This is a genomic window from Pandoraea faecigallinarum, from assembly GCF_001029105.3.
GTDB classification, from domain to species: domain Bacteria; phylum Pseudomonadota; class Gammaproteobacteria; order Burkholderiales; family Burkholderiaceae; genus Pandoraea; species Pandoraea faecigallinarum.
This window is the reverse complement of the sequence record NZ_CP011807.3, coordinates 4,477,586-4,501,666: the sequence shown is the minus strand read 5'-3', so window position 1 is coordinate 4,501,666 and position 24,081 is coordinate 4,477,586. Positions and strand designations below refer to the sequence as shown.

General features: G+C 64.6%; 21 protein-coding genes. 15 read left to right on the top strand and 6 right to left on the bottom strand.

The window, feature by feature from the left end; translation table 11 throughout:
- The first annotated feature begins 2 nt into the window (after positions 1-2).
- Complete coding sequence (locus AB870_RS19770) at positions 3-551, top strand: barstar family protein (protein ID WP_047905996.1); 549 nt, start codon at positions 3-5, stop codon at positions 549-551.
- 241 nt (positions 552-792) lie between these two features.
- On the opposite strand, the gene AB870_RS19765 is transcribed toward AB870_RS19770, so the two are convergent.
- The 4 genes from AB870_RS19765 to AB870_RS19750 form a co-directional block, all read right to left on the bottom strand.
- Positions 793-1,440, bottom strand: a complete 648-nt coding sequence (locus AB870_RS19765) for a YidB family protein (protein WP_047905995.1) — start codon at positions 1,438-1,440, stop codon at positions 793-795.
- 49 nt (positions 1,441-1,489) lie between these two features.
- A complete protein-coding gene (locus AB870_RS19760; RefSeq protein WP_047905994.1) occupies positions 1,490-2,263 on the bottom strand; it encodes a 16S rRNA (uracil(1498)-N(3))-methyltransferase in 774 nt (257 codons plus the stop codon).
- Positions 2,264-2,356: 93 nt separating this feature from the next.
- A complete protein-coding gene (locus AB870_RS19755; RefSeq protein WP_047905993.1) occupies positions 2,357-2,779 on the bottom strand; it encodes a VOC family protein in 423 nt (140 codons plus the stop codon).
- A 156-nt stretch (positions 2,780-2,935) separates the two neighbouring features.
- Positions 2,936-3,910, bottom strand: a complete 975-nt coding sequence (locus AB870_RS19750) for a spermine/spermidine synthase domain-containing protein (RefSeq protein WP_053059451.1) — start codon at positions 3,908-3,910, stop codon at positions 2,936-2,938.
- A 197-nt stretch (positions 3,911-4,107) separates the two neighbouring features.
- On the opposite strand from AB870_RS19750, the gene tkt reads away from it, so the two are divergent.
- From tkt to AB870_RS19735, 3 genes are all read left to right on the top strand, one after another.
- Positions 4,108-6,120: a transketolase gene (gene tkt / locus AB870_RS19745; RefSeq protein WP_047905992.1), complete on the top strand. Its 2,013-nt coding sequence runs from the start codon at positions 4,108-4,110 to the stop codon at positions 6,118-6,120.
- Between the two features lie 28 nt (positions 6,121-6,148).
- Positions 6,149-7,159, top strand: a complete 1,011-nt coding sequence (gap, locus tag AB870_RS19740; RefSeq protein ID WP_044457102.1) for a type I glyceraldehyde-3-phosphate dehydrogenase — start codon at positions 6,149-6,151, stop codon at positions 7,157-7,159.
- Positions 7,160-7,270: 111 nt separating this feature from the next.
- Positions 7,271-8,737 carry an IS1182 family transposase gene (locus AB870_RS19735; protein WP_157112225.1) on the top strand — a complete coding sequence of 489 codons (1,467 nt, stop codon included), beginning with the start codon at positions 7,271-7,273 and terminating at the stop codon, positions 8,735-8,737.
- Between the two features lie 141 nt (positions 8,738-8,878).
- On the opposite strand, the gene AB870_RS19730 is transcribed toward AB870_RS19735, so the two are convergent.
- Positions 8,879-9,736 carry a YveK family protein gene (locus AB870_RS19730; RefSeq protein WP_047905990.1) on the bottom strand — a complete coding sequence of 286 codons (858 nt, stop codon included), beginning with the start codon at positions 9,734-9,736 and terminating at the stop codon, positions 8,879-8,881.
- A 169-nt stretch (positions 9,737-9,905) separates the two neighbouring features.
- Positions 9,906-10,337 (bottom strand): ferric iron uptake transcriptional regulator, encoded by a 432-nt coding sequence (fur, locus tag AB870_RS19725; protein ID WP_047905989.1) that lies wholly within the window; start codon positions 10,335-10,337, stop codon positions 9,906-9,908.
- 165 nt (positions 10,338-10,502) lie between these two features.
- On the opposite strand from fur, the gene AB870_RS19720 reads away from it, so the two are divergent.
- The 11 genes from AB870_RS19720 (at position 10,503) to AB870_RS19670 (ending at position 24,050) form a co-directional block, all read left to right on the top strand.
- Positions 10,503-11,219, top strand: coding sequence for an outer membrane protein assembly factor BamE (locus tag AB870_RS19720; RefSeq protein WP_047908469.1), 717 nt, complete (start codon positions 10,503-10,505; stop codon positions 11,217-11,219).
- Between the two features lie 123 nt (positions 11,220-11,342).
- Positions 11,343-12,140 (top strand): 4-hydroxy-tetrahydrodipicolinate reductase, encoded by a 798-nt coding sequence (dapB, locus tag AB870_RS19715; protein WP_047908468.1) that lies wholly within the window; start codon positions 11,343-11,345, stop codon positions 12,138-12,140.
- Between the two features lie 313 nt (positions 12,141-12,453).
- Positions 12,454-15,045 carry a leucine--tRNA ligase gene (gene leuS / locus AB870_RS19710; protein ID WP_047908467.1) on the top strand — a complete coding sequence of 864 codons (2,592 nt, stop codon included), beginning with the start codon at positions 12,454-12,456 and terminating at the stop codon, positions 15,043-15,045.
- A gap of 89 nt (positions 15,046-15,134) precedes the next feature.
- The gene (locus tag AB870_RS19705; RefSeq protein WP_047908466.1) at positions 15,135-15,677 is read left to right on the top strand and encodes an LPS-assembly lipoprotein LptE; all 543 of its coding nucleotides are present in this window, start codon (positions 15,135-15,137) and stop codon (positions 15,675-15,677) included.
- A 36-nt stretch (positions 15,678-15,713) separates the two neighbouring features.
- Positions 15,714-16,793 (top strand): DNA polymerase III subunit delta, encoded by a 1,080-nt coding sequence (holA, locus tag AB870_RS19700; protein WP_047905988.1) that lies wholly within the window; start codon positions 15,714-15,716, stop codon positions 16,791-16,793.
- Between the two features lie 211 nt (positions 16,794-17,004).
- Entirely contained in the window at positions 17,005-18,273 is a 1,269-nt protein-coding gene (locus tag AB870_RS19695; protein WP_047905987.1) for a glutamate-5-semialdehyde dehydrogenase, read from the top strand.
- On the top strand, positions 18,270-18,881 hold the full coding sequence (locus tag AB870_RS19690) for a HutD/Ves family protein (RefSeq protein ID WP_047905986.1): 612 nt from the start codon (positions 18,270-18,272) through the stop codon (positions 18,879-18,881). Before AB870_RS19695 ends, AB870_RS19690 begins: the two co-directional genes overlap by 4 nt.
- Before the next feature lie 190 nt (positions 18,882-19,071).
- Positions 19,072-20,013 (top strand): AraC family transcriptional regulator, encoded by a 942-nt coding sequence (locus tag AB870_RS19685; protein WP_047905985.1) that lies wholly within the window; start codon positions 19,072-19,074, stop codon positions 20,011-20,013.
- A 257-nt stretch (positions 20,014-20,270) separates the two neighbouring features.
- The gene (locus tag AB870_RS19680; RefSeq protein ID WP_047905984.1) at positions 20,271-20,714 is read left to right on the top strand and encodes a (2Fe-2S)-binding protein; all 444 of its coding nucleotides are present in this window, start codon (positions 20,271-20,273) and stop codon (positions 20,712-20,714) included.
- Positions 20,715-20,847: 133 nt separating this feature from the next.
- Positions 20,848-23,031, top strand: coding sequence for a xanthine dehydrogenase family protein molybdopterin-binding subunit (locus AB870_RS19675; protein WP_064674934.1), 2,184 nt, complete (start codon positions 20,848-20,850; stop codon positions 23,029-23,031).
- Positions 23,031-24,050: an XdhC family protein gene (locus tag AB870_RS19670; RefSeq protein WP_047905983.1), complete on the top strand. Its 1,020-nt coding sequence runs from the start codon at positions 23,031-23,033 to the stop codon at positions 24,048-24,050. The genes AB870_RS19675 and AB870_RS19670 overlap by 1 nt, the downstream gene beginning before the upstream one ends.
- The last annotated feature ends 31 nt before the right edge of the window (positions 24,051-24,081 follow it).

Here is a 24,081-nt window from a genome sequence, read left to right as displayed (position 1 = left end):
GTATGAGTGAGCCGGTTTTCGCACAAGAACGCGGGAAAGATCTTATGGCAGATCCATTCGGTGCGGGCGAGGGCAACTTGTTCAAGCAGGTGCTGGGCCTGCATGCTGTCGCGCGGGCCGGCCATCGCCGTAGCCTATCGGAAGAGGGAGATATGAGTCTTTTCCAGGCCGTCAGGCCCAATATCGTGCAGTCGATCCGTGCATTCCGGGTTCCGGAACTGGCGGCGGAGGCCGAGCGACTCGGGCAACACTTCCTGTACGCCAATTGTTCGCAAGCGCAGAGCAAGGCCGAAGTGCTGGAAACGATCGCCACATCGTTCCTGTTCCCGAAGCATTTCGGGAAAAACTACGACGCCCTGCACGATTGTCTGACCGATCTCGTGAGCCACTGCGGTCCGCAACCCGGGTTCGTTGTCGTGCTCGAGGGGCTTCCAATCGCCACGAAGTTCGACAAGGACGGGCGGGAAACGCTGCTTGAAGTCTTCCGTGATGCCGCCGAGTTCTGGAGCGAACGGCGCGTGAGCTTCCGCGTTTTCTACTCGTTCGCCTGATTTGCATATCAAAGTTCGTCGGCGAGGGCGGGTTTTGAGCGATCAAGTATCCGCTGCGACGGCTCTATGCGGGTGACGAACGCGCCGCAATGGGCGCCAACGTGGCTCGCAACGGTTCTAACGTCGCCCTTCGCTACGCGCGGCTGCGGTTTCGCCCGGCCGTTCTCAAGAAAAAGGTCCGCATAGCGGACCTTTTTTCATAACGACGATTGCGATGAAGGGGCGCGCGATCAGCCGCCGGTCAGCCAGCGCGTCCGCCGCCGAGGAACTGTTGCGCGAGCGATGCCAGATCAAGTTGATCCGGCGACACCGCGCCGTTCGGCGTGAGGTGGTTGACGACCTGCGGCAGCAGTGCCGACAACTCCTGAGCGGCTTCGCTCTCCGAGATGCCTGCTGTGCCGGCCAGTTGCTGTAATTGACCGCCCGGGCCGAGCGCCTGGGCGACCTGATCGGGCGTGACAGGCTGGTTCGCGCCGGTGCCGACCCACGAGTTGACGGCGTCGCCAAGCCCGCCTTGGCTGAGGATTTGCGTCAGGCCGCCGAGGCCGCCCAGCGAACCGATCAGATCGCCGGGAGATGTCGCCGGGGCGCCCGCGCCGGCCGCTGACGATTGCGCGCCGCCCAGCAAACCGCCCAACAGTCCGCCAAGGCCACCCAGCGCACCGGCACCGCCGGCACTCCCCGCCACCCCACCGCCGCCCAGCATGCCGCCGAGCGCGCCGCCGAGCGATCCGAGCAAGCCACCGCCTTCGCCGTCCTGCCCCTGTGCGTTGCCCGAGCGGCTCGCAATCATCGCGAGCAAGCCCATCAACAGCAATGTCTTTGTGTTGAAGCCGCCACCGGTTTGATTTCCGGACCCACCGCCGAGAATGTTGTCGAGGATACCCATGACGATTACTCCTTTAGGCTTGTGATGCCATTTTCTGAATCATCGTTGCTTACCAACCGCCCCAGCGAGCGGCCAACGCAGCGAGAACTGCAATGCCCGCCGTTTCGGTCCGAAGAATGCGTTCGCCGAGACGGATTGCCGTGAATCCGGCGTCCCGCGCGAGCGCTTCCTCCTGAGGTGCCAGCCCGCCTTCCGGGCCGAAGAGCAGCACGCCGGCATGAGACGGCGCTTCCTGCGGCAGTGAATCGAACCCGCTGTCCGCTCGAGGTGACAATAGCACACGCCATACGCCACTCTTTATGACATCCCCATCCGCATTCCCGGCCTCATCCTGCCCTGCATCCCGATCGTTCAACCAACGTGTGATCGGCTGGATGGGCATTACGCGCGGCACCCGGTTTCGTCCGCACTGCTCGCAGGCGGCCTGCACGAGCGCCTGCCAATGGGCGACACGTTTCGCGGCGCGTTCACCGTCGAGCCGGATGACGGAGCGTTCGGTAGCCAGCGGCTGGATTTGCGTCACGCCGAGCTCGATGGCTTTCTCGATCAGCCAGTCCATCTTGTCGCCGCCGGCGATGCCTTGCGCCAGCGTAATGCGATACGGCGGTTCGGCTTCGCGCGGATTGTGTTCGCCGAGCTGGGCCGTGGCGTGGCGCTTTTCCAAGGTCGTGAGCACTGCCGGATATTCCCCGCCCATGCCGTTGAACAATGTAAGTGAATCTCCGGCTTTGAGGCGCAGCACCTGAACGTGACGGACGACGGTTTGGGGAAGGTCGAGCAGGGCGCCGGCATGCAGCGGCGCATCGATGAAAAAGCGAGGCATTCGGGCGAGGGGAAGAAGGGTTGCCGGATATGACGTTCGGGCGTTCGGGACGAAGCATACCCCAACGCACGCGCAGCTCACGTCCGCAGGCGCCTAACTGCGCGGAGTGACAGGCCGGGCAAAGCCCCAGCGGTAGCCGTCGGGGTCTTCCAACTGGCAAAAGCGATCGCCCCAGAACTGGTCGCTGGGCGGCATCAGGCCCTTGGCACCCGCCGCCGTCGCCCGCGCGTACAGCGCGTCGACATCTTCCGTATAGACGTAAAAGCTCTGCGGCGCTTCGACCCCGGACGTGCGCGGCGTGCGCGCCGTCGTCGCGAAGGCACCCTCGGGGGCGAACATCAGAATCAATTGTCCCTGGTAAAACATTTCGACGTGCATGACGGCGCCATCGTCGTCCACCATGTCGTGAACGGTAAAGCCGAACGCCTGTTCATAGAACGCCGCCGAAGCTTTGGCGTCGCGCACGGTCAGGTAGGGCGTCAGCCATGGCACATGGGAGGGACGGGGATCGGACATGATGGTGCTCCGTTGGGTTCGCCGGCGAAGTGCATCGAGGGGGTACGCCGGCGCGTCGTGACAAGTTCCCAATATACAAGGAACGCGCGAGCGCTTCATCCAGAACGCGAGCCCATGGAGACGATGCCGGACGGGCGCCGGTGCCGGCGCCAGATACTATGGGGTAGGCGCGTTTTCGCCGAGGATGTCGCGTAATTCCGGCGGGATGTCGAAAAGCGCCGCATGACGCAAGGGCGCGTAATGCCGCATGCCACGCAGCGCCGCGGGCAATGGCGCGGAGGCAAGTGCCGCGAGATCGCGTGCGTCGAGCGCATCGCTGGCAATGGCGAGCGCCCATTGGGTGCCGTACAGGGGGACGTAAGCCGTCATCGGCATAACGTGCTTGAACACCGAGCGCAGCGCATCGAGCATGTGGCGCACCCGCGTTCCCTCGAACCACGGCGCACCGAGTTGCAGCGCGATGCCGCCGCGCGGCGTGAGCAATTGGTGGACCTTGGCGAAGAACGGCGCGCCGTGCAACGACGCCGCGTCGCCGTCGGCCTCCGTCAGATCGAAGATGACGGCGTCGAACCGTTCGCCCCTCGCCACGGCGGCTTCGACGAGGTCGCGGGCATCGCCGATGACAAGCGTCGTGCGCGGGTCGTCGAATGCGCCGTCGGGCAGCGAGGGCAGGTATCGCAGGACGGTGGCGGGAACCTGCGCGTCGAGTTCGGCGATCACGACTTCCTTCACGCTGCCATGGCGCAGTGCTTCGCGCGCCGAGCCGCCATCGCCGCCGCCGAGGATCAGCACGCGCCGCGCCGTGCCGTGGGCCAGAATCAACGGGTGCACCATGCACTCGTGGCAAATGTGTGCGTCGGCGAGCGACGCCATGAAGCGGCCGTCAAGCCGATATGCCCGGCATGCCTGATATGGCGATCCCCGCTCGCCGAAAGCCGGCAAGTCCACGACTTCGATGTGCTGGTGGGCCGACGTCGTGGCGAAAACCGGGCGGGCCGCGAACCGATAACCGGCCCACGGCCCCAGCGGGGCGTCGAGTGTCGCGCGAGCGGTGCCGGGCGCGCAAGCGGCGCGCGAGGCTGGGCTTCCGTCGCCGGAATCGGCTTCCGGGGTGTCGTGTTTGGTGGGCATCGGTCGGACAACTTCCTCTAATTTGTGTCGATCATGTCACTTTTTGACATGATTCCACGTTCCCGCCGGTTGAGGAAGTTCGCCGCGATCGACCCGGGCGATGGTCGATTCTGGTAAAATCCCGGTCTTTTCCTGCATTTGAATTTCGCGCGGCAGCTCGCGGCAACGGGGCACGCCCGCTCTTCCGGCTGGTCACCATGACGAACTCCTCTCCTGCTAAGGCTGCGCTGATGGCTTCCGCCATTCGCGTCCTCTCCATGGACGCGGTCCAACAGGCAAACTCCGGTCACCCTGGCGCGCCGATGGGCATGGCCGATATCGCGGTCGCTCTGTGGGGCCGCCATCTCAAGCACAACCCGGTCAATCCGCACTGGGCCGATCGCGACCGCTTCGTGCTGTCGAACGGTCACGGCTCGATGCTGATCTACTCGTTGTTGCACCTCACGGGATACGACCTGCCGATCGAAGAACTCAAGCACTTCCGTCAATTGCACAGCAAGACGCCGGGTCACCCCGAAGTGGGCATCACCCCGGGCGTCGAGACCACGACGGGGCCGCTGGGCCAGGGCATTACGAATGCGGTGGGTTTCGCCCTCGCCGAAGCGCTGCTCGCGAAGGAGTTCAACCGTCCGGGCAACGACATTGTCGACCACTATACGTATGCATTCCTCGGCGACGGTTGCCTGATGGAAGGCATCTCGCACGAGGCCTGCTCGCTGGCCGGTACGCTGCGTCTGAACAAACTCATCGCGCTGTACGACGATAACGGCATCTCGATCGACGGCGATGTCGAGTACTGGTTCGCCGACGATACGCCGAAGCGCTTCGAGGCGTATGGCTGGAACGTGATCCGCGGTATCGACGGTCACGACGCCGACGCCGTCGATGCCGCCATCGCACAAGCCAAGACGTCGGATCGGCCGACGCTGATCTGCTGCAAGACGCTGATCGGCAAGGGCGCACCGAACAAGCAAGGCGGTCACGACGTTCACGGCGCCCCGCTGGGCGCCGACGAAATCGCCGCCACGCGCGCTGCGCTGGGCTGGAACCTGCCGCCGTTCGAAGTGCCGGCCGAAGTCTATGCCGCCTGGGACGCCAAGGCCGCAGGCCAACAAGCCGAAGCCGCCTGGAACGAGCGTTTCGCCGCCTACCGCAGCCAATTCCCGGCAGAAGCCGCCGAATTCGAGCGTCGCATGAAGGGCGAACTGCCCGGCGACTTCAAGTCGGCCGCTGCTGCGCTCATCGCGAAGACGAACGAGAAGGCCGAAACGGTCGCGACGCGCAAGGCCTCGCAACTGGCCATCGAAGGTCTGGCTGCCGTGCTGCCGGAGTTCCTGGGCGGTTCGGCCGACCTGACGGGCTCGAACCTCACGAACTGGAAGGCCAGCAAGGCCGTGCGCGCCAACGCCGACGGCGTACAGTTCGGCAACCACATCAACTACGGTGTGCGCGAGTTCGGCATGAGCGCGATCATGAACGGCATTGCGCTGCATGGCGGTTACATCCCGTTCGGCGGCACGTTCCTGACGTTCTCCGACTACAGCCGCAATGCGCTGCGCATGGCGGCGCTCATGAAGCTCCGCTCGATTTTCGTGTTCACGCACGATTCGATCGGCCTGGGCGAAGATGGCCCGACGCACCAGTCGATCGAACATGTCTCGAGCCTGCGCCTGATTCCGCAAATGGACGTGTGGCGTCCGTGCGATACGACGGAAACGGCGGCTGCCTGGGTGGCTGCGGTGGAGCGTCGCGATGGCCCGTCGAGCCTCGTGCTCAGCCGTCAGAACCTGCCGTTCGTCTCGCGCAGCGATGCGCAGATCGCGGACATTCGCCGTGGCGGCTATGTACTGCGCGACGTGGCGAACCCGCAGATCGTGCTGATCGCGACCGGTTCGGAAATGGATCTGGCCCTGAAGGGCGCCGAAGCGCTGGCGGCCGAAGGGATCGCCGCGCGTGTCGTGTCCATGCCGTCGACCAACGTGTTCGACCGCCAGGACAAGGCGTACCGTGAGAGCGTGCTGCCGCGCGGTGTGCCGCGTGTGGCCGTCGAAGCCGGTGTGACGGCCTTCTGGCATAAGTACGTCGGCCTGGAAGGCGGCGTGGTCGGCATCGACACCTTTGGCGAGTCGGCTCCGGCCGGCGTGCTGTTCAAACACTTCGGCTTCACCGTCGACCATGTGGTCGCGACGGTCAAGTCCGTGCTTGGCTGATTTCGTTAGACCCTACGGAGATACCCCCATGACCATTCGCGTCGCTATTAACGGCTACGGCCGTATCGGCCGCAACGTGCTGCGTGCCCACTACGAAGGCGGTAAGAAGCACGACATCGAAATCGTCGCCATCAACGATCTCGGCAACGCGCAGACGAACGCTCACCTGACGCAATACGACACGGCGCACGGCAAGTTCCCGGGCACCGTGACGGTCGACGGCGACTACATGGTCGTCAACGGCGACAAGATCCGCGTGCTGGCCAACCGCAACCCGGCCGAACTGCCGTGGGGCGAGTTGGGCGTTGACGTCGTGCTCGAGTGCACCGGCTTCTTCACCACGAAGGAAAAGGCCAGCGCCCACCTGAAGGGCGGCGCGAAGAAGGTCATCATCTCGGCGCCGGGCGGCAAGGATGTGGATGCCACCGTCGTGTTCGGCGTGAACGAAGGCGTGCTCAAGTCGACCGACACGGTCATCTCGAATGCTTCGTGCACCACGAACTGCCTGGCACCGCTGGTCAAGCCCCTGCACGACAAGATCGGTCTGGAAACGGGCCTGATGACGACCGTTCACGCTTACACGAACGATCAGGTGCTGACGGACGTCTACCATGAAGACCTGCGTCGCGCCCGTTCGGCCACGATGAGCATGATTCCGACGAAGACGGGCGCTGCCTCGGCGGTCGGCCTGGTGTTGCCGGAACTCAACGGCAAGCTCGACGGTTACGCCATTCGCGTCCCGACGATCAACGTGTCGATCGTCGACCTGTCCTTCATCGCCAAGCGCGACACGACCGTGGACGAAGTCAACGCGATCCTGAAGGAAGCGGCTGAGGGTTCGCTGAAGGCCATCGCGACGTACAACACGGCGCCGCTGGTGTCGGTCGACTTCAACCACAACCCGGCATCGTCGAACTTCGATGGCACCCTGACCAAGGTCTCGGGTCGCCTGGTGAAGGTCAGCTCGTGGTACGACAACGAGTGGGGCTTCTCGAACCGCATGCTCGACACCACCGTCGCGCTGATGGCCGCGAAATAAGGTCGGTTGAAGGCCTGTTGCAGAATCGAAAAAGCCGCTGTCGAAGGACAGCGGCTTCAGATTGCTGACAAACCCTCGCCAAGTGCGAGGGTTTTGTTTTTTAATAGCAGGATGCTAAAGATCCCGACGCCCACGCAGCACGAACTCGAGATGGTGACGCTCGAGGAACTCGTGCCGAAGGACCACCTGCTGCGCCAGATCGACGCGGCAGTGGATTTCGAATTCATCCGCGAAAAGGTCGCGCATCTGTACTGCGCAGACAACGGTCGTCCGGCGCTCGATCCGGTGGTGATGTTCAAGCTGCTGTTCATCGGCTACCTGTTTGGAGTGCGCAGTGAGCGGCAGTTGATGCGCGAGGTCCAGGTCAACGTCGCCTATCGGTGGTTCGCCCGGTTTCGGCTGACCGACAAGGTGCCGGATGCGTCGACGTTCTCACAGAATCGCCGCCGACGCTTCACGGACACGACGGTGTATCAGGAGATCTTCGACGAGATCGTGCGCCAGGCGATGGGCCGTGGTCTGGTCGATGGCCGGGTGCTGTACACCGACAGCACGCACCTGAAAGCCAACGCGAACAAGAACAAATTCGACGTGGTAAAGCTGGAACAGACGCCTGCGGCCTATCTGGAGAAGCTCAATGCGGCAGTGGATGCGGACCGGGCCGCGCATGGCAAGAAGCCGCTGAATCGCGACGGCGATGAGCCGCCGTCGAGCAAGGACACCAAGATTAGCCGGACCGATCCGGACAGCGGCTACATGGTGCGGGACGACAAGCCGAAGGGGTTCTTCTATCTGGACCACCGCACGGTGGACGCGAAGCACGCGATCATCACCGATACGCATGTGACGCCGGCCTCGGTGCACGACAGCCAGCCGTATCTGGAGCGGCTGGATCGACAGCGCGAGCGCTTCGAGTTCAAGGTGGAAGCGGTGGGGCTGGATGCTGGCTACTTCACGCCGGCGGTGTGCCAGGGGCTCGAGGAGCGGGAGATTGCCGGGGTGATGGGCTATCGCACGCCGAACCACAAGCCGGGGCTGTTCTACAAACGGCAGTTCCAGTACGACGCGTACCGCAACGAGTACGTGTGCCCGCAGGGACAGGCGCTGCCGTACAGCACGACTAACCGGCTCGGCTATCGGGAATACAAATCCGATGCTCGGATATGCCGGTGCTGCCCGGTACGAGCACAGTGCACGAACAGTGCCAACGCGGTGAAGGTGGTGACGCGCCATGTCTGGGAGCGCGCCAAGGAGCGGGTGGATGCGAGGCGGCTGAGCGAGTGGGGGCGACGCATTTACGCGCGGCGCAAGGAGACGGTGGAACGCAGCTTTGCCGATGCCAAGCAACTGCATGGGCATCGCTATGCGCGCATGCGCGGGCTGCGCAAGGTGGCCGAGCAGTGCTTGTTGGCTGCGGCGGCGCAGAACATCAAGAAAATTGCGATGCTGGTGGCGCGCCTACGGGCGCGTTTAGGCGAGCGTTCGTACCTCTGGCGCCCGTTTCGGTGGCTCATGAGCGTCCTGAGGGCTTGTCTCTCAATGTGCGCGCCCTTACGCTGCCCATTCGCCCTTGCCTAAAAGCCAAAAACCCCTCGCTCCGAAAAACGAGGGGTTCGTCAGCAATCTGAAGCCGCTGTCGAAGGACAGCGGCTTTTTCTTTGGCCAACGGCGGAGCGTCCGCCAATCGCGCGATGGGTGATCGCGCGTGGGAAATCGCACTTAGCGCGCTCGTATTTTACGCCAGAGACCGAAAAGAACGCCCAGGACGGCACCCGCGGCAAGGCCGCCGAAGCCGAAATACAGCTTGCGCGGAAATACGGCGTTCGTATCGACCTGGATCTCGCTGACGATGCGAGTGTTGTACGACTGGTCCGGTGCGAGCAGTTGCGATACCCGATAGCGGCTGTCATTGAGTGCGGCGCGTTCCGTACGGCTGCTCTGCAAGGCGCCCAGCGCCAGCAGCGAATCCGTATTCTTCGAATGTGCCAGCGCTGCGCTCAATTGCTCTTGCGCCTTGGTGTTGGCTTCGATGGCCGCGTCAATGACACTCAACTGCTGCTTCGGCAGCGCACGAGCGCGCTCGAGAATCGCCGCGTGCTCGGTCTCGACAAGGTGCGCCGCCGCCGTCAGTACCTGCTGTGCCTGTTCGGGCGACTGGCCGCGAGCGGTAATTTCGACGTACGCCGTCCCCGGCTGGGTCTGGGCTTTCAATGCCCCCCACGCGGTCGTGCGGCGCAGGGCACTCTCATCCTTCTGCAATTGCGGAAAGACTTCGGCCATCACCTTGTCGCGGAAGGTATTGAGCTGAATGCGTCCGACCGTCTGCTGAAGTGATTCGATCAGCGGGCCATCGGGACCCACGACCGGCGAACCCGCGGCACGCCCGACTTGCAGCGTGACTTTGCCCTGCCACTGCTTGCTGATCGAAAAAGTGCTGGCAATGCCGATCACCGCACCGAGCACAGCAAGTCCTGCGATCGTTTTCAGATTGTCGCGAATGAAGCGGAGAACATCTGCGAACGAAATTTCGTCTGCGTCGCTCTGTGCCATGTCGTTGGGCAATTCTTTGTGGGTCATAGGGAGCCAGGCGGTTAATGTGGTCCCGTGGAGACGCAGGTCGCGTCTCAACGCTGCTAACGGGGAAATATTGTAGACGATGCGCTCGGGCGCTCGGTTCAGTAAGACAAGGCGTCAGAGGAAAAATCTCAGAATGCCTTCGCCCGAAGGCATTCTGACAAAGTCTTTTTTAATTTTTCTGGCGATGCGGGCAGGGCTCTTTCGTGCAACTGCCGTACATGGCGAGCGAGTGCTCCTGGAGCGCGAAGCCGCGTTCCTTGGCAATCAGCTTCTGACGGCGTTCGATCTCGGCGTCGAAGAATTCCTCGACGCGGCCGCAGTCCATGCACACGAGGTGATCGTGGTGATGGCCTTCGTTGAGCTCGAAAACGGCCTTGCCGGATTCAAAGTTACTGCGCGACAATAGCCCGGCTTGCTCGAATTGCGTCAGCACCCGGTAGACCGTGGCCAGACCGATATCGAGATTTTCGCCGAGCAGATGACGATATACGTCTTCAGCGGTCAAATGGCGCACCTCACTATTCTGGAAGATTTCCAGAATCTTGAGGCGCGGAAGCGTGGCTTTCAGTCCGATATTTTTCAGATCGGCGGGATTCGGCATCGCTCTACGTCCCTAGAGTACAATACAGCCCCAATAATAATGCCTTTTTGCCTTGCCCGGGCGCAAACCGGGGCAAACGGGACGGTTGTGCCGTCAACGGGGGCGATGTGGCGGCGCGCCCGGCGTGCCGGATTCAAGTTCGATTTTTTTGAAAGCGAGTCAGATTTGCGTCGTTATCTCTCCCTTCCGTTCTCCGTCTGTGCCGCGGCGGCATTCCTCGCGCTCGCCGGTTGCTCGACGTACGACAGCGTGACCGACAAAGTGATCGGCGTGGTCACGCCGTATCGCATCAACATCGTCCAGGGCAACTTCGTTTCGAAGGAAGCCTACGAGCAGCTCAAGGCCGGCATGACGCGCGATCAGGTCCGTCAGTTGCTCGGCACGCCGCTGCTCACCGACATGTTCCACGCCAATCGCTGGGACTACGTCTTTTACTTCAAGCGCGGCAACGCGTCGGTGGTGCAAGAGCGCCACCTGAAGGTGTATTTCGACGGCGACACGCTGGCGCGCTGGGAAGGCGGCGAAAATCTGCCGACCGAATACCAACTGGTGCAGGAAATCGACGGCCAGAAGGGCAAGACCGTGAAGACGGAAGCCCCGGCGCCGTCGACGGCCAGCGCCGCAGCCGCAGAAGCTGCGGCACCTTCGCCCGATGCTGCTGCCGCAGCCCCGAGCGCGGCGCCGGCAACGACCGACGTCGCGACGGTATCGACGGACGCCGCAGCCCACAACGTGGCCGCTGCGGCCAAGCCCGCGCCGCAACCCACATCGCAACCTGCACCGTCGGCCGCGCCCGCAACGGGCAGCGGCGCTTCGGGCACGGGACTCGTTCCGTCACCGCGCGTGACCTCGGGCGGCGGGCTGTTCTCTGCGCCGCAATAAGCGGGAACACGCCCAATCCCGCTGCGGCACGGGGCCCGCGAGTCTCCCTGAGTGGCGGTAAGTGACGCCACGCGGCGGTAAGGCGCGCAACGACTGAAGAAAGACGACGAAAGACTCACCATGATGAAGATTGCGATTGCTGGCGCTTCCGGCCGTATGGGCCGGATGCTGATCGAAACCGTACTCGCGGCGGACGACGCCGAACTGGTCGGCGCGCTCGACCGCGAAGGCAGCCCGGCGCTCGGCATCGACGCTGGTGCGTTTCTGGGACGCGACACCGGCGTGACGATCACGTCGGATCTCCACGCCGCACTGGCCGGCGCCGAATACCTGATCGATTTCACGCGTCCCGAAGGCACGCTGGCCCATCTGGCGGCTGCCGAAAGGCATGGCGTAAAGATGATCGTCGGCACGACCGGTTTTTCGGACGAAGACAAGGCGTTGCTGGCCAAGGGCGCCGAACGCGTCGCGGTCGTCTTCGCGCCGAACATGAGCGTGGGTGTGAACGCCACGTTCAAGCTGCTCGAAATCGCGGCGAAGATTCTCAATACCGGCTACGACATCGAGATCATCGAAGCACACCATCGTCACAAGGTCGATGCCCCGTCGGGCACGGCACTGCGCATGGGCGAAGTCGTGGCGCAAGCATTGGGCCGCGATCTGAAGGAGTGCGCGATTTACGGTCGTGAGGGCGTGACGGGCGAGCGCGATCCGTCGACCATCGGCTTCGCCACCGTGCGCGGCGGCGACATCGTTGGCGATCACACGGTGCTGTTTGCCGGAATCGGAGAGCGTATCGAAATCACGCACAAGTCGTCGAGCCGTCTGTCGTACGCGCAGGGGGCGCTGCGTGCCGCCCGTTTCCTCGCGCAACACAAGACCGGCCTGTTCGACATGCAGGACGTGCTGGGTCTGCGCTGATCCGGCACGCATTTTTCACCGGGTGGCCGGCAATGTCGCTGCGCGTCGAGTCCGATGGCGTGGGCGACACCGGCCGGCATCCGATGCCACCCGTGTGGCAAGCGTCCGTGCCGACGGCGCTACCCGTGCGCCGCCCCGCAGCGAAAGTGACGCAAAGGTCGTCCTCCCTCGCCAACGTCACGCCGAATCGACTCCCGGCGGCGTTATAATCATCGTTTTCCCCGGATCCGCCCCGTAATTCCTGCGTACCGCGCACCCGATGTCGCGTACCTGCGGGGCCGAAGCCGAGCCGAATCCTATCCGCCGACCCATCATGCAAGAAAAATACGTTCCCGCCGACGTCGAAGCCACTGCCCAGTCCCACTGGCAGGCAATCGATGCCTACAAGACCACCGAGCGCGCGGACAAACAGAAATTCTATTGCGTCTCGATGCTGCCGTATCCGTCGGGCAAGCTGCATATGGGGCACGTGCGCAACTACACCATCAACGACGTGATGTACCGTCAGATGCGCATGCGCGGCTTCAACGTGCTCATGCCGATGGGCTGGGACGCCTTCGGCATGCCGGCAGAGAATGCCGCGATGGCCAACGGCGTGCCGCCGGCCAAGTGGACGTACGACAACATCGCGTACATGAAGAAGCAGATGCAGGCGATGGGTCTGGCGATCGACTGGTCGCGCGAAGTCGCCACCTGCAAGCCCGACTACTACCGCTGGAACCAGTGGCTGTTCCTGAAGATGCTCGAAAAGGGCGTTGTCTACCTGAAGACGGGCACCGTCAACTGGGATCCGGTCGATCAGACCGTGCTTGCCAACGAGCAGGTGATCGACGGCCGCGGCTGGCGCTCGGGTGCGCTCGTCGAAAAGCGCGAAATCCCCATGTACTACATGCGCATCACCGAATACGCCGACGAATTGCTCGGCGACCTGGACGACCTCGGCTGGCCCGAGCGCGTGAAGGTGATGCAGCAGAACTGGATCGGCAAGAGCTTCGGCGTGAACTTCGGCTTCCTGTACGAACTCGACGGCGAGCAAAAGCTGCTTCGCGTGTTCACCACGCGTGCCGACACGATCATGGGGGTGACGTTCGCCGCGATCGCCGCCGAGCATCCGCTCGCGACGCGTCTGGCCGCCGACCGCCCCGATTTGCAGGCATTCATCGCCGAGTGCAAGCAGGGGGGGGTGGCGGAAGCCGACATCGCCACGATGGAAAAGAAGGGCATGCCGACGGGCTTCTTCGTCGAGCATCCGCTCACGGGCGACAAGGTCGAAGTGTGGATCGGCAACTACGTGCTCATGGGCTACGGCGAAGGCGCCGTGATGGGCGTGCCGGCGCATGACGAGCGGGACTTCGCGTTTGCCCGCAAGTACGGCCTGCCGATCAAACAGGTCGTGGCCGTCGAAGGTCAGACGTATTCCACCGACGCCTGGCAGGCCTGGTATGGCGAGAAGGAGGGCACGCTCATCAACAGCGGCAAGTACGACGGCCTGGATTTCGCCGCCGCCGTCGACGCCATTGCAGCCGACCTCAAGGCGCAGGGCGTGGGCGACAAGCAGGTCACCTTCCGTCTGCGTGACTGGGGTATCTCGCGCCAGCGTTACTGGGGCACGCCGATCCCGATCATTCATTGCGAGTCGTGCGGTGCGGTGCCGGTCCCCGAGAAGGACCTGCCGGTCGTGCTGCCCGAAGACCTCGTGCCGGACGGCACGGGCAACCCGCTGGCGAAGTCCGAAGCATTCCTCAAGTGCGATTGCCCGAAGTGCGGCAAGCCGGCACGTCGCGAGACCGACACGATGGATACCTTCGTGGATTCGTCGTGGTACTTCTCGCGTTACGCGTGTCCGGACGCCGAGACCATGGTCGACGCGCGCACCGACTACTGGATGCCGATGGATCAGTACATCGGCGGCATCGAGCACGCCATTCTGCACCTGCTCTACTCGCGCTTCTGGACCAAGGTCATGCGCGATCTGGGGCTGGTGAGCTTCAAGGAGCCGGCGCAGAACCTGCTCACGCAGGGCATGGTGCTCAACGAAACGTTCTACCGCGAAGATGCGTCGGGCAAGAAGACGTGGTTCAACCCGCTCGACGTGCAGGTGCAGTTCGACGACAAGGGCCGTCCGGTGGGCGCGACGTCGAAGGCCGACGGGGCCGGCGTGACACTTGGCGGCATCGAGAAGATGTCGAAGTCGAAGAACAACGGCGTGGATCCGCAGTCGCTGATCGACTCGTACGGTGCCGACACGGCGCGTCTGTTCGTGATGTTCGCCGCGCCGCCCGAGCAGCAGCTCGAGTGGTCCGGCGCGGGTGTGGAAGGCGCGAGCCGCTTCCTGCGCCGCCTGTGGAGCTTCGGTCAGTCGCACGCCGCACTGCTGCGCCAGGCGGATGCGGCCATCGATACGGCGAATCCGGCGGCTCAGGCGCTGCGCCTTGAAATCCACAGCGTGCTCAAGCAAGCCAACTACGACTACCAGCGCGTGCAATACAACACGGTCGTGTCGGCGGCGATGAAGATGCTCAACGCCATCGAGAGCGACAAGGGTGCGGCGGGCGCCGGCGCGGTGCGCGAATGCTACGGTATTCTGTTGCGCGTGCTGTATCCGGTTGTGCCGCACGTCACGCACAATCTGTGGGTGGAACTGGGATACGCGGCGCAGTCTGGCGATTTGCTCGACGCCGCGTGGCCGGAGGTCGACGAAGCCGCGCTCGTGCAGGACGAAATCGAACTGGTGTTGCAGGTGGCCGGCAAGGTACGCGGCGCGGTGCGCGTGGCGAAGGACGCCTCGCGTGAAACCATCGAACAGGCCGCACTCGCGCATGAAATGACCGCCAAGTTCGGCGAGGGCAAGCCGGTGAAGAAGGTGATCGTCGTGCCGGGCCGTCTCGTGAACGTGGTGGTCTGACCCGTCGGTATTCGAAAGATCCGGGGCGGCAGCCATTGCCGCCATCGATGATGCAGAGATTTGGCGAGAAGAGGGCACATCACGTGCAAATGACAACCCGGCAACGAGGCGTCGGTGCGACGCGCAGGATTTTCGGCTGGATCGCATTGTTGGCGACGGCATTGACGCTGAGCGCTTGCGGCTTTCAGTTGCGCGGCGCGAGCGAGTACGCTTTCCACCGTCTCTACATCTCGGGCGGCGGTCAGATGGCGGTCGATATCTCGCGATACATCCGCTATGGCAGCAAGGGCACGGTCGTCGTGACCGACCCGAAAGACGCCGATGCCCGCCTGGAACTCATCGGCACGACTAGCTCGCGTATCGCTGTGAGTCTGGATGCGAACGGTCAGGCGCGCGAGTACGAAATGCGAAGCGCGTTCACCTTCCAGCTCGTCACGCCGGATGGCAGGCCGCTGATTCCGCTCACGACCATCCGTCTGGTGCGCAATCTGCCGTACAGCGATAACGAGACGACCGCACGCGATACGGAAGCCGCGCTGCTCAATCGCGACATGCAGAAAGATGCCGTCGATCAGATCATCCGCCGCATGGAAGCTGTGAAATCCATGCCGGAAGCCAAGCACGAAGAGTAAGTTTCGAACCGTCACACAACGCCTGCGACAGTCACCATGCAATTGCGGCCCGACGCGCTCGACGCGCACCTTGCCAAGACGCTCTCGCCGATCTACACGATTCATGGCGACGAGAGCCTGCTCGTGCAGGAGGCGGTGGATCGCGTGCGTGCGGCAGCGCGTGCCGGCGGGTACACCGAGCGCGACGTGCTGAGCGTGGAGCGGAGCTTCGATTGGGGAGCGCTGGCCAATGCCGGACAGTCGATGTCGCTCTTCGGTGACCGTAAGCTCATCGAGTTGCGTATTCCCGGCGGCAAGCCGGGCAAGGACGGTGGCGCGGCGCTCAAGGCGCATGCCGAGGCCGCCAACAGCGATGTGCTGACCATCGTCACGCTCCCCCGGCTCGACGCCGCGGCGAGCAAATCCGACTGGTTCACGTCGCTCGAGCGCGCCGGTGTTACGGTCAAGGTCGATCCCGTCGATCGTGCGCGCCTGCCGGACTGGATCGCGCAGCGCCTCGGCGCACAAGGCCAGCGTGTCGAAGCCGGTGAGCCGGGTCGGCGCGTGCTGCAGTTCATTGCCGATCGCGTCGAAGGCAATTTGCTCGCCGCGCATCAGGAAATTCAGAAGTTGGGGCTGCTGTATCCGTCCGGGGTGCTGACGTTCGAGCAGGTGCAGGACGCCGTGCTGAACGTTGCACGCTACGACGTCTTCAAGCTCAGCGAAGCCGTGCTCGCGGGCGATGTGGCGCGTCTGGTGCGCATGCTCGACGGGCTGCGCGGCGAGGGCGAAGCGGCCCCGCTCGTATTGTGGGCGCTCACCGAAGAGGTGCGTACACTTGCCAAGATCACGCGTGGCATGGCTTCGGGCAAACCGCTCGCGATGCTGCTGCGCGAATATCGCGTCTGGGGGCCGCGCGAGCGGCTGATGGAACAGGCGGCGAACCGTGTCACCGCGCCGATGCTCGCACAGGCGCTGCAACTGGCGGCGCGTCTGGACCGGCAAGTCAAAGGGCTGCGCGCCGACGGACTGCCCGGCGATCCGTGGGACGGCATGCTGCAACTCGGCCTGCTGCTCGCCGGCGAGCGACCGCCGATGGCGCGCTCCGCTCGTGCGGCCCGCCCGGCGCACGCGTAGATCGCGCCCGACATCCCCGAGCATCGGCCGTCACCCACGCATCGATCCCGGACCGCGGGAGACGGGCCAGCAAAGTCCGGGCAATTGACGGACAATCTTGCGCACGGCCGGTGACATGAGCGACGGTGCCGTCCGATTTTTTCGATCCCGCTCGTCTCGACAGTCAACAGAACGTACAGGCGGCAGAACCGCCAACATTGAAGCCGACGATATGGATATCAAAGCCTATATGCAATCGCTGGGCCAGCGCGCCCGCGACGCATCGCGCGCGATGGCGCGTGCGGACACCGCAGCGAAGAACCGCGCCCTGCTCGCCATCGCTCATGCCATCGAGCGCGAGGGCGGCCGTTTGCAGGAGGTGAACCGCCGCGACCTCGAACGTGCCCGTGCCAACGGTCAGGACGCCGCGTTCATCGACCGCCTCACGCTGTCGGACAAAGCGCTGCGCACGATGATCGAAGGGCTGCGTCAGATCGCCGGGCTGTCCGATCCCATCGGCGAAATCGGCAATGTGCGGGTGCAGCCGAGCGGCATTCAGGTCGGCCAGATGCGTGTGCCGCTGGGCGTCATCGGCATCATTTACGAATCGCGTCCCAACGTGACCATCGACGCGGCGGCGCTCTGCCTGAAGTCGGGCAACGCCACCATTCTGCGTGGCGGCTCGGAAGCCATCGAAAGTAATACGGCGCTGGCGGCGCTCATCGCCGAGGCGCTCGCCGCCACCGGCCTGCCTGGCGACGCCGTGCAGGTCGTGAGCACGCCGGATCGCGCGGCGGTCGGTGAACTCATCACCATGACGGAGTATGTCGACGTGATCGTGCCGCGCGGTGGCAAGAGTCTGATCGCGCGCCTGATGCAGGACGCCCGCGTGCCGATGATCAAGCACCTCGACGGCATCTGCCACGTGTATGTCGACGGCCGCGCCGATCCCGCGAAGGCGCTGGCGATCTGCGAGAACGCCAAGACGCACCGCTACGGCACCTGCAACACGATGGAGACGCTGCTCGTCGACCAGAAGGCCATCGATCAGCTGCCCGCCATCGCGCGCATGTTCCAGAGCAAACAGGTCGAACTGCGCGGCTGCGCGCGCACGCTTGCTGCGCTGGAGCAAGCGGGCGTGAGCGGTGCCATCGCGGCGACCGAAGACGACTGGTCGACGGAATATCTGGCACCGGTGCTCGCCATCAAAATCGTCGACGGCATGGCCGCGGCCATCGCCCACATCAATCGCTATGGCTCGCATCACACCGACGCGATCGTGACCGAGAACTACACCGACGCCATGCAGTTCCTGCGCGAAGTCGATTCGGCCAGTGTGATGATCAACGCGAGCACGCGTTTTGCCGACGGTTTCGAGTTCGGTCTCGGGGCCGAGATCGGTATCTCGAACGACAAGCTCCACGCCCGCGGTCCGGTCGGTCTCGAAGGGCTGACGAGTCTGAAGTACGTCGTGTTCGGTCACGGTGAAGTTCGCCAATGAAACTTACGGTTCTCGGCCCGGCCGACTTTCTGAAGATGCCGTGGAAGAACGGCCAGGGTGTCACGACGGAACTCGCCGTGGCACGGCGTCCCGGGCAGGAGGGCTTCGACTGGCGCATCAGCACGGCCACCGTCGCCGCGCCGGGGCCGTTCTCGGTATTTACCGGGATCGACCGGTCGCTGGCCATCGTGCGGGGGGGCTCGCTGACGTTGAACGTCGAAGGCCGCCCGGACGTCACCCTCACCACGCGCACGCCGCCTTACGCCTTCGGTGGCGAACTGGCGGTGAGCAGTACCCCGGCGCTCGACGTGGCCGATGTGCCGATCGACGACTTCAATGTCATGACGCGCCGCACCGGCTGGCAACATACCTTGACGCAGCATCGTCTCGAACGCGAAGCGCTGACGTGGGAGTTGCCGGCCGCCGCCGGCGCCGTGGCGTTCCTCTATACCGCGCAGGGCGAGGTGCGTGTGACCTCGCGCGACGGGCAGACGCTCACCGTACCGGCGAACCACGCGCTTCGCATCGAAGGCGGCGAGGTCTGCGAGTTGCAGGCCGCGAGCGGTTGCGCAGACGTTTTTCTGACGGCACTGGTGCGTCGCCGATAGCCGCGCGCGACGCGCGCGGCTGCAATGGTCACAGTGGCCGCGACCGTCGCACTCCCTTCCCACCGTTCCCTTCAGGACAATCCCAATACTTTTCCGCTCGGTAAACCGGCATACTTCGATTTACCCATAAGTAAATCAAGGTTTCATCCATGAAACAATCTGCTGGCCGTATTGCGCGAAGCGGGGCGTGATGGATCCGCTGAGCGACGTGCTTGGCGACTTGCGCGCGGATGCTGTCGTCACCGGACGATTCACCTTCGGCGCCCCGTGGTCGCTGCGCAAACCGGCGCTCGACGGTGCGCCGTTTCGCACGGCGATGGGCGAGCCGTTCTATCTCGTCGTGGCGGGAATGGCGCCGGTGCTCGTCGAACCGGGCGATTGCGTGTTGTTGCCGCACGGACATGAGCATGTGATGTGTTCGTCGCTCGACGAGCCGCCCATCGTCTTCGAGGCCCTGATGTCCGCGCAGGGGATCGAGCCGCGGCTCGACACACCGCTCGCGTTTCGTGCCGGTGGCGACGGTCCGGTGAGCGATCTTTACACCGGTGTCGTTATGTTTCGCGACCGGGTGCGCAATCCGTTGCTGGCATCGCTGCCGCCGCTGATTCACATTCGTGCGGGCGATCCTGCCGTGCCTGCGCTGCTTACAACGACCATCGCGGGCTTCATCGAGGAATCGATGCAGCGGGGCGCGGGATGGCGCGTAGCCGTGGCGCGTCTGGCCGACGTGCTCTTCGTACAGATTCTGCGCGCACATCTGGGCAAGAACGGCGCGACGAGCACGCACTGGCTGCGCGGCATGACCGATCCGCAACTCGGACGCGCCATCGCCTCCATGCACGAAACGCCGCAACGCCCGTGGTCCGTGGAACAACTCGCCGCCATTGCGGGGATGTCGCGCTCCAAGTTCTGCCTGCGTTTTCGCGACCTCGTCGGCGAGTCGCCGATGACGTATCTCACCGCGCATCGCATGTACCTTGCCGCCGAGCGGCTGGCCGGGGCGGGGGCGCGCATCGGCGATGTCGCCGATGCCGTGGGCTACGCCTCCGAGAAAGCCTTCACCCGCGCGTTTCGACGTTGCTACGGCCTGCCGCCGCGCGAATATCTGAAAAGCTGCGAACTCGCGAACTAAGCGGCAACCGATAACCACCGCCAAGACCGCGCCGCCCGAATTCCGGTGGCCGCGCCTGCGCGTGCCTGCATCATCTCCCTGTCTCGAATGCCCCGCACCACAAGCCTCTGAGGGTTTTCCCGTCTCTGGACGAACGGCAACCCTTTCGGGCCGCCCGGCCGTTGTCCGGCAATTTCCTCGTTGTGAGAATTCACTCGCCGTCTGCCGGTGCCTCCCGGGGCGCATCGCGGCAGCGGGCAGACACAACGGGAGAGTCAATGGAATTCCAACTCAACGGGCGGCCTTTCGTCTTCGACGGCGATGACGACACGCCTTTGCTCTGGGTCATTCGCGACGCTGCGGGACTGACCGGCACCAAATACGGTTGCGGCATCGGCGCATGCGGCGCCTGCACGGTGCATATCGACGGTGTGGCCACGCGCACGTGCGTGATGCCGGTCTCCGCCGTCGCTGGAAAACGCATCACGACCATCGAGGCGCTCTCGCCCGCGCGCTCGCATCCGATTCAGCAGGCGTGGATCGCCAAGGACGTGCCCCAGTGCGGGTACTGCCAGTCCGGCATGGTGATGGCCGCCGCCGCGCTGCTCGACAAGTATCCGCACCCCACCGATGCGCAGATCGACGAGGCGATGACGAATCTCTGCCGTTGCGCCACTTATCACCGTATCCGCGAGGCGATCCATGACGCAGCAAAACGCTGAAGTGACGACGGCGCCCATGCCGGACGCTCCGGACGCTCCGGCCGCCCCGGCCGCCGCCCGCCCCGAGGCTCACGCCACGCACGTGTCGCGTGCCGTGCCTGCCTCACCGTCGCGCCGCCGATGGATCAAGGGGATGTCGCTGGCCGCAGGCAGCCTGATGATCCCGCTTTCGGCCTCGTGGCTCGCCAGTCCGCACGCGCATGCCGCCGGTGACAATCTCGTCGAAATCAATGACTGGATTCGCATCGACGCCGACGGCACCACGGTGCTCGGCCTGTCGCAGTGCGAAGTTGGACAGGGCGTGTACACGGGCTTGCCCCAGGTGCTGGCCGACGAACTGGACGCCGACTGGCGACGCGTGCGCGTGGAGTTCGTGACGGCGCGCGACGCCTACCGGACCGCCGCCGCCAACGAAGCCTTGCAGCAGTTCGTCGGCGCATCGATGTCGGCAACGCTCTTCTACGAGCGTCTGCGCATCGCCGGGGCGCAGGCGCGCGAAGCGCTCGTTGCCGTGGCCGCTCGCCGGTTCGGCGTTCGCACGACCAACTGCGTGACGCGCGACGGCCGTGTGATGCATCCGCAATCGGGCCGCTCGCTGGGCTACGGCGAGTTGGTGGCGGAGGCGGCGAAGCTCCCGCTCAATGCGCATCCCCGCCTGAAGAACGACGCCGCGCACGGGTTGATCGGCAAGTCGGTGGCGCGTCTGGACACGCCGTCGAAGGTCGACGGCTCGGCGGTGTTCGGTATCGACGTGAAGGTGCCGGACATGCTGATCGGCGCGATCCGCATGGCGCCGACGTCGGGCGGCACGCCGCTGTCCGTGCGCAATCGCGACGCGATCAAAGCGCGCAACGGCGTGCACGACGTGGTGCTTGCGAAAGATGCCGTCATCGTCGTGGCAGACGATTACTGGCGCGCGAAGAAAGCCTGCGATGCGCTGGACGTCGAATGGAAAGCCGGGCCGGCCGCCGACAGCACGACGATTCTCGCGCAGCGCCGCGAAGCCCTGACAAGCGCGAAGGGCGGGGTCGCCACGAACATCGGCGACGCAAAGGGGCTGATCGCCGCCGGCGGCGAGGTCGTGACGGGCAAGTATCACTCGCCGTACATCGTCCACGCGACGATGGAGCCGGTCAACGCCACCGCGCACGTGCGAAAAGACAAAGGCGAAATCGAAGTCTGGGGGCCAATCCAGGGGCAGGACAAAGTGCGTTGGGCACTCGGAGGCATCTTCAAATTGCCGCCGGAAAAGGTCATCGTCCACACCACGTTCCTCGGCGGGAGCTTCGGACGCAAGTACGTGCCCGATTTCGTCATTCACGCGGCGGTGGCATCGGCTGCGGTAGGGCGCCCCGTCAAGGTGATCCGTTCGCGCGAAGACGACATTCGCCACGGCTTTTATCGCCCGTGCGCCTCCGGCCGCTTCCAGGCGGTGCTCGGCAACGACGGTTTGCCCACGGCGATGCACCTGCGCGTGGCCGGGCAGTCGATGTACAACGTCATCAAGAAGGATCATTACGAGAAGGCGGGCTACGACGAGACCATGCTCGACGGCCTCTACGACCTTGCCTACGCCGTGCCGAACCTGCTCGTCGAAGGTATCGACGTACCGCAGCCCAACATTCCGGTGAGCTTCATGCGCTCGGTCGGTTCGACCTCCAGCGTGTTCTTCCTGGAGAGCTTCATCGACGAGATGGCGGATGCGGCGGGCATCGACCCCATCGAGTATCGCAAGCGCCTGCTCCGGCACGACCCGCTTGCCACACGCGTGATCGAGACGACGGTGGGCGCGGCGGGCTGGCAGGCGAAGGCGAAGCCGGGCGTTCATCGCGGCTTTGGCTACTGCACCTACACCGGGCGCGGGGCCGCGTTCTCGACGTACGTTGCCGTCGCCGTGGAACTGCGTGTCGAGCGTGAGCGCTTCAGGATCGAGCGCGTGGTGTGCGGCGTCGACTGCGGCCGCTCGATCAACCCGAACCTCATCCGGGCGAACATCGAAGGCGGCATCGGCTTCGCATTGACGAACACGTTCAAGAGTCAGATCACGTTCGCGAACGGTAGCGTCGAGCAAAGCAACTTCGGTGATTACCCGCTGCTGTATCTTGCCGAAATGCCCCGGATCGAGACGGTCATCTTGCCGAGCGACCGGCCGCCGCAGGGCTGCGGCGAGGTGTCGTTGCCGCCGATGGCGCCGGCCGTGGCGCAGGCGATCCGCCGGGCAACGGGCGTGCGCCCGCGCTCGATGCCGCTGCCGCAGACGGTGGCCGAAGCACGTGCGTTGGCCGCCGCGCAACGGCTGGAAAAGGGGCGCGTGTAATGGACGGGCTCGACGCCGAGGTGCTCGACGCTGTTGCGCGCTGGCAGGCTCAGGGCGACGACGTGTTGCTCGCGACCGTCGCCCGCACGTGGGGCTCGGCGCCGCGCCCGGTCGGTGCGCTCATGGCGCTGACCACGCGTGGCCGGGTGGCCGGGTCGGTGTCCGGCGGATGCATCGAGGACGATTTGCTCGCGAAGGTGGCCGGCGGTTTTTGTCCCGGCCTGCGACCGCATGTGCAGACGTACGGCCTGAGTGCCGACGAGGCGCATCGCTTCGGCCTGCCCTGCGGGGGAACGCTCGAACTCGTCATCGAGCAGGTGACGCCGCGCAGTGAACTCGACGCCATGCGCGAGGCCATCGCTGCCGGACGCCTTGGCGTGCGCGAACTCGATCTGCTCACGGGACAGGCGTGCGTGCGCAGTGCGGCGCGACCCATGGCATTCGCCTACACGCCGGCGCGTCTGCGCGTGCCGTTCGGGCCGCGCTGGCGAATCGTCGTGATCGGCGATGGCCAGCTCACCGGCCACCTCGTGAACATGGCGGTGCCGCTGGGGTATCAGATCGTCATCTGCGATCCGCGCGGCATCCATGACGTGACGCCCGAGGCAACCCGGACGCCGCACGTCACACGCACGGCGGAGATGCCCGACGATCTCATCGTGCGGCTGCGGCCCGACGGCAACACGGCCATCGTGGCGCTGACGCACGATCCCAAGCTCGACGACATGGCGTTGCTCGAAGCACTCAAGTCCGATGCCTTCTATGTGGGCGCCATCGGCTCGCACCGCAATCAGGCGTCGCGACGCGAACGGCTGGCGATGTTCGATCTGAGCGCTGCGCAGATCGCGCGGCTGCGCGGTCCCGTGGGCTTGCCGCTTGGCGCTCGCACGCCACCGGAGATCGCGCTGGCCATCCTCGCCGAGATAACGGCGCTGAGAAACGGTATCGACGTCCCGGCGCTATCGTCGAATCGCGCCACGCGCCACGTAGATCCGCCACAACGGATATGCGCGGCCTGAAAGCGTCACTTCCCCCCAGTTCGTGCCGAAG

Bases quoted from the DNA above. Each gene is read 5' to 3' on its own strand.
- holA (WP_047905988.1), top strand. From the start codon at position 15,714: ATGCAATTGCGGCCCGACGCGCTCGACGCGCACCTTGCCAAGACGCTC.
- AB870_RS19730 (WP_047905990.1), bottom strand. From the start codon at position 9,736: ATGACCCACAAAGAATTGCCCAACGACATGGCACAGAGCGACGCAGAC.
- AB870_RS19685 (WP_047905985.1), top strand. From the start codon at position 19,072: ATGGATCCGCTGAGCGACGTGCTTGGCGACTTGCGCGCGGATGCTGTC.
- leuS (WP_047908467.1), top strand. From the start codon at position 12,454: ATGCAAGAAAAATACGTTCCCGCCGACGTCGAAGCCACTGCCCAGTCC.
- AB870_RS19680 (WP_047905984.1), top strand. From the start codon at position 20,271: ATGGAATTCCAACTCAACGGGCGGCCTTTCGTCTTCGACGGCGATGAC.
- dapB (WP_047908468.1), top strand. From the start codon at position 11,343: ATGAAGATTGCGATTGCTGGCGCTTCCGGCCGTATGGGCCGGATGCTG.
- AB870_RS19750 (WP_053059451.1), bottom strand. From the start codon at position 3,910: ATGCCCACCAAACACGACACCCCGGAAGCCGATTCCGGCGACGGAAGC.
- fur (WP_047905989.1), bottom strand. From the start codon at position 10,337: ATGCCGAATCCCGCCGATCTGAAAAATATCGGACTGAAAGCCACGCTT.
- AB870_RS19690 (WP_047905986.1), top strand. From the start codon at position 18,270: ATGAAACTTACGGTTCTCGGCCCGGCCGACTTTCTGAAGATGCCGTGG.
- AB870_RS19760 (WP_047905994.1), bottom strand. From the start codon at position 2,263: ATGCCTCGCTTTTTCATCGATGCGCCGCTGCATGCCGGCGCCCTGCTC.
- gap (WP_044457102.1), top strand. From the start codon at position 6,149: ATGACCATTCGCGTCGCTATTAACGGCTACGGCCGTATCGGCCGCAAC.
- AB870_RS19765 (WP_047905995.1), bottom strand. From the start codon at position 1,440: ATGGGTATCCTCGACAACATTCTCGGCGGTGGGTCCGGAAATCAAACC.
- AB870_RS19675 (WP_064674934.1), top strand. From the start codon at position 20,848: ATGTCGCTGGCCGCAGGCAGCCTGATGATCCCGCTTTCGGCCTCGTGG.
- AB870_RS19695 (WP_047905987.1), top strand. From the start codon at position 17,005: ATGGATATCAAAGCCTATATGCAATCGCTGGGCCAGCGCGCCCGCGAC.
- AB870_RS19705 (WP_047908466.1), top strand. From the start codon at position 15,135: ATGACAACCCGGCAACGAGGCGTCGGTGCGACGCGCAGGATTTTCGGC.
- AB870_RS19755 (WP_047905993.1), bottom strand. From the start codon at position 2,779: ATGTCCGATCCCCGTCCCTCCCATGTGCCATGGCTGACGCCCTACCTG.
- AB870_RS19670 (WP_047905983.1), top strand. From the start codon at position 23,031: ATGGACGGGCTCGACGCCGAGGTGCTCGACGCTGTTGCGCGCTGGCAG.
- AB870_RS19735 (WP_157112225.1), top strand. From the start codon at position 7,271: ATGCTAAAGATCCCGACGCCCACGCAGCACGAACTCGAGATGGTGACG.
- tkt (WP_047905992.1), top strand. From the start codon at position 4,108: ATGACGAACTCCTCTCCTGCTAAGGCTGCGCTGATGGCTTCCGCCATT.
- AB870_RS19770 (WP_047905996.1), top strand. From the start codon at position 3: ATGAGTGAGCCGGTTTTCGCACAAGAACGCGGGAAAGATCTTATGGCA.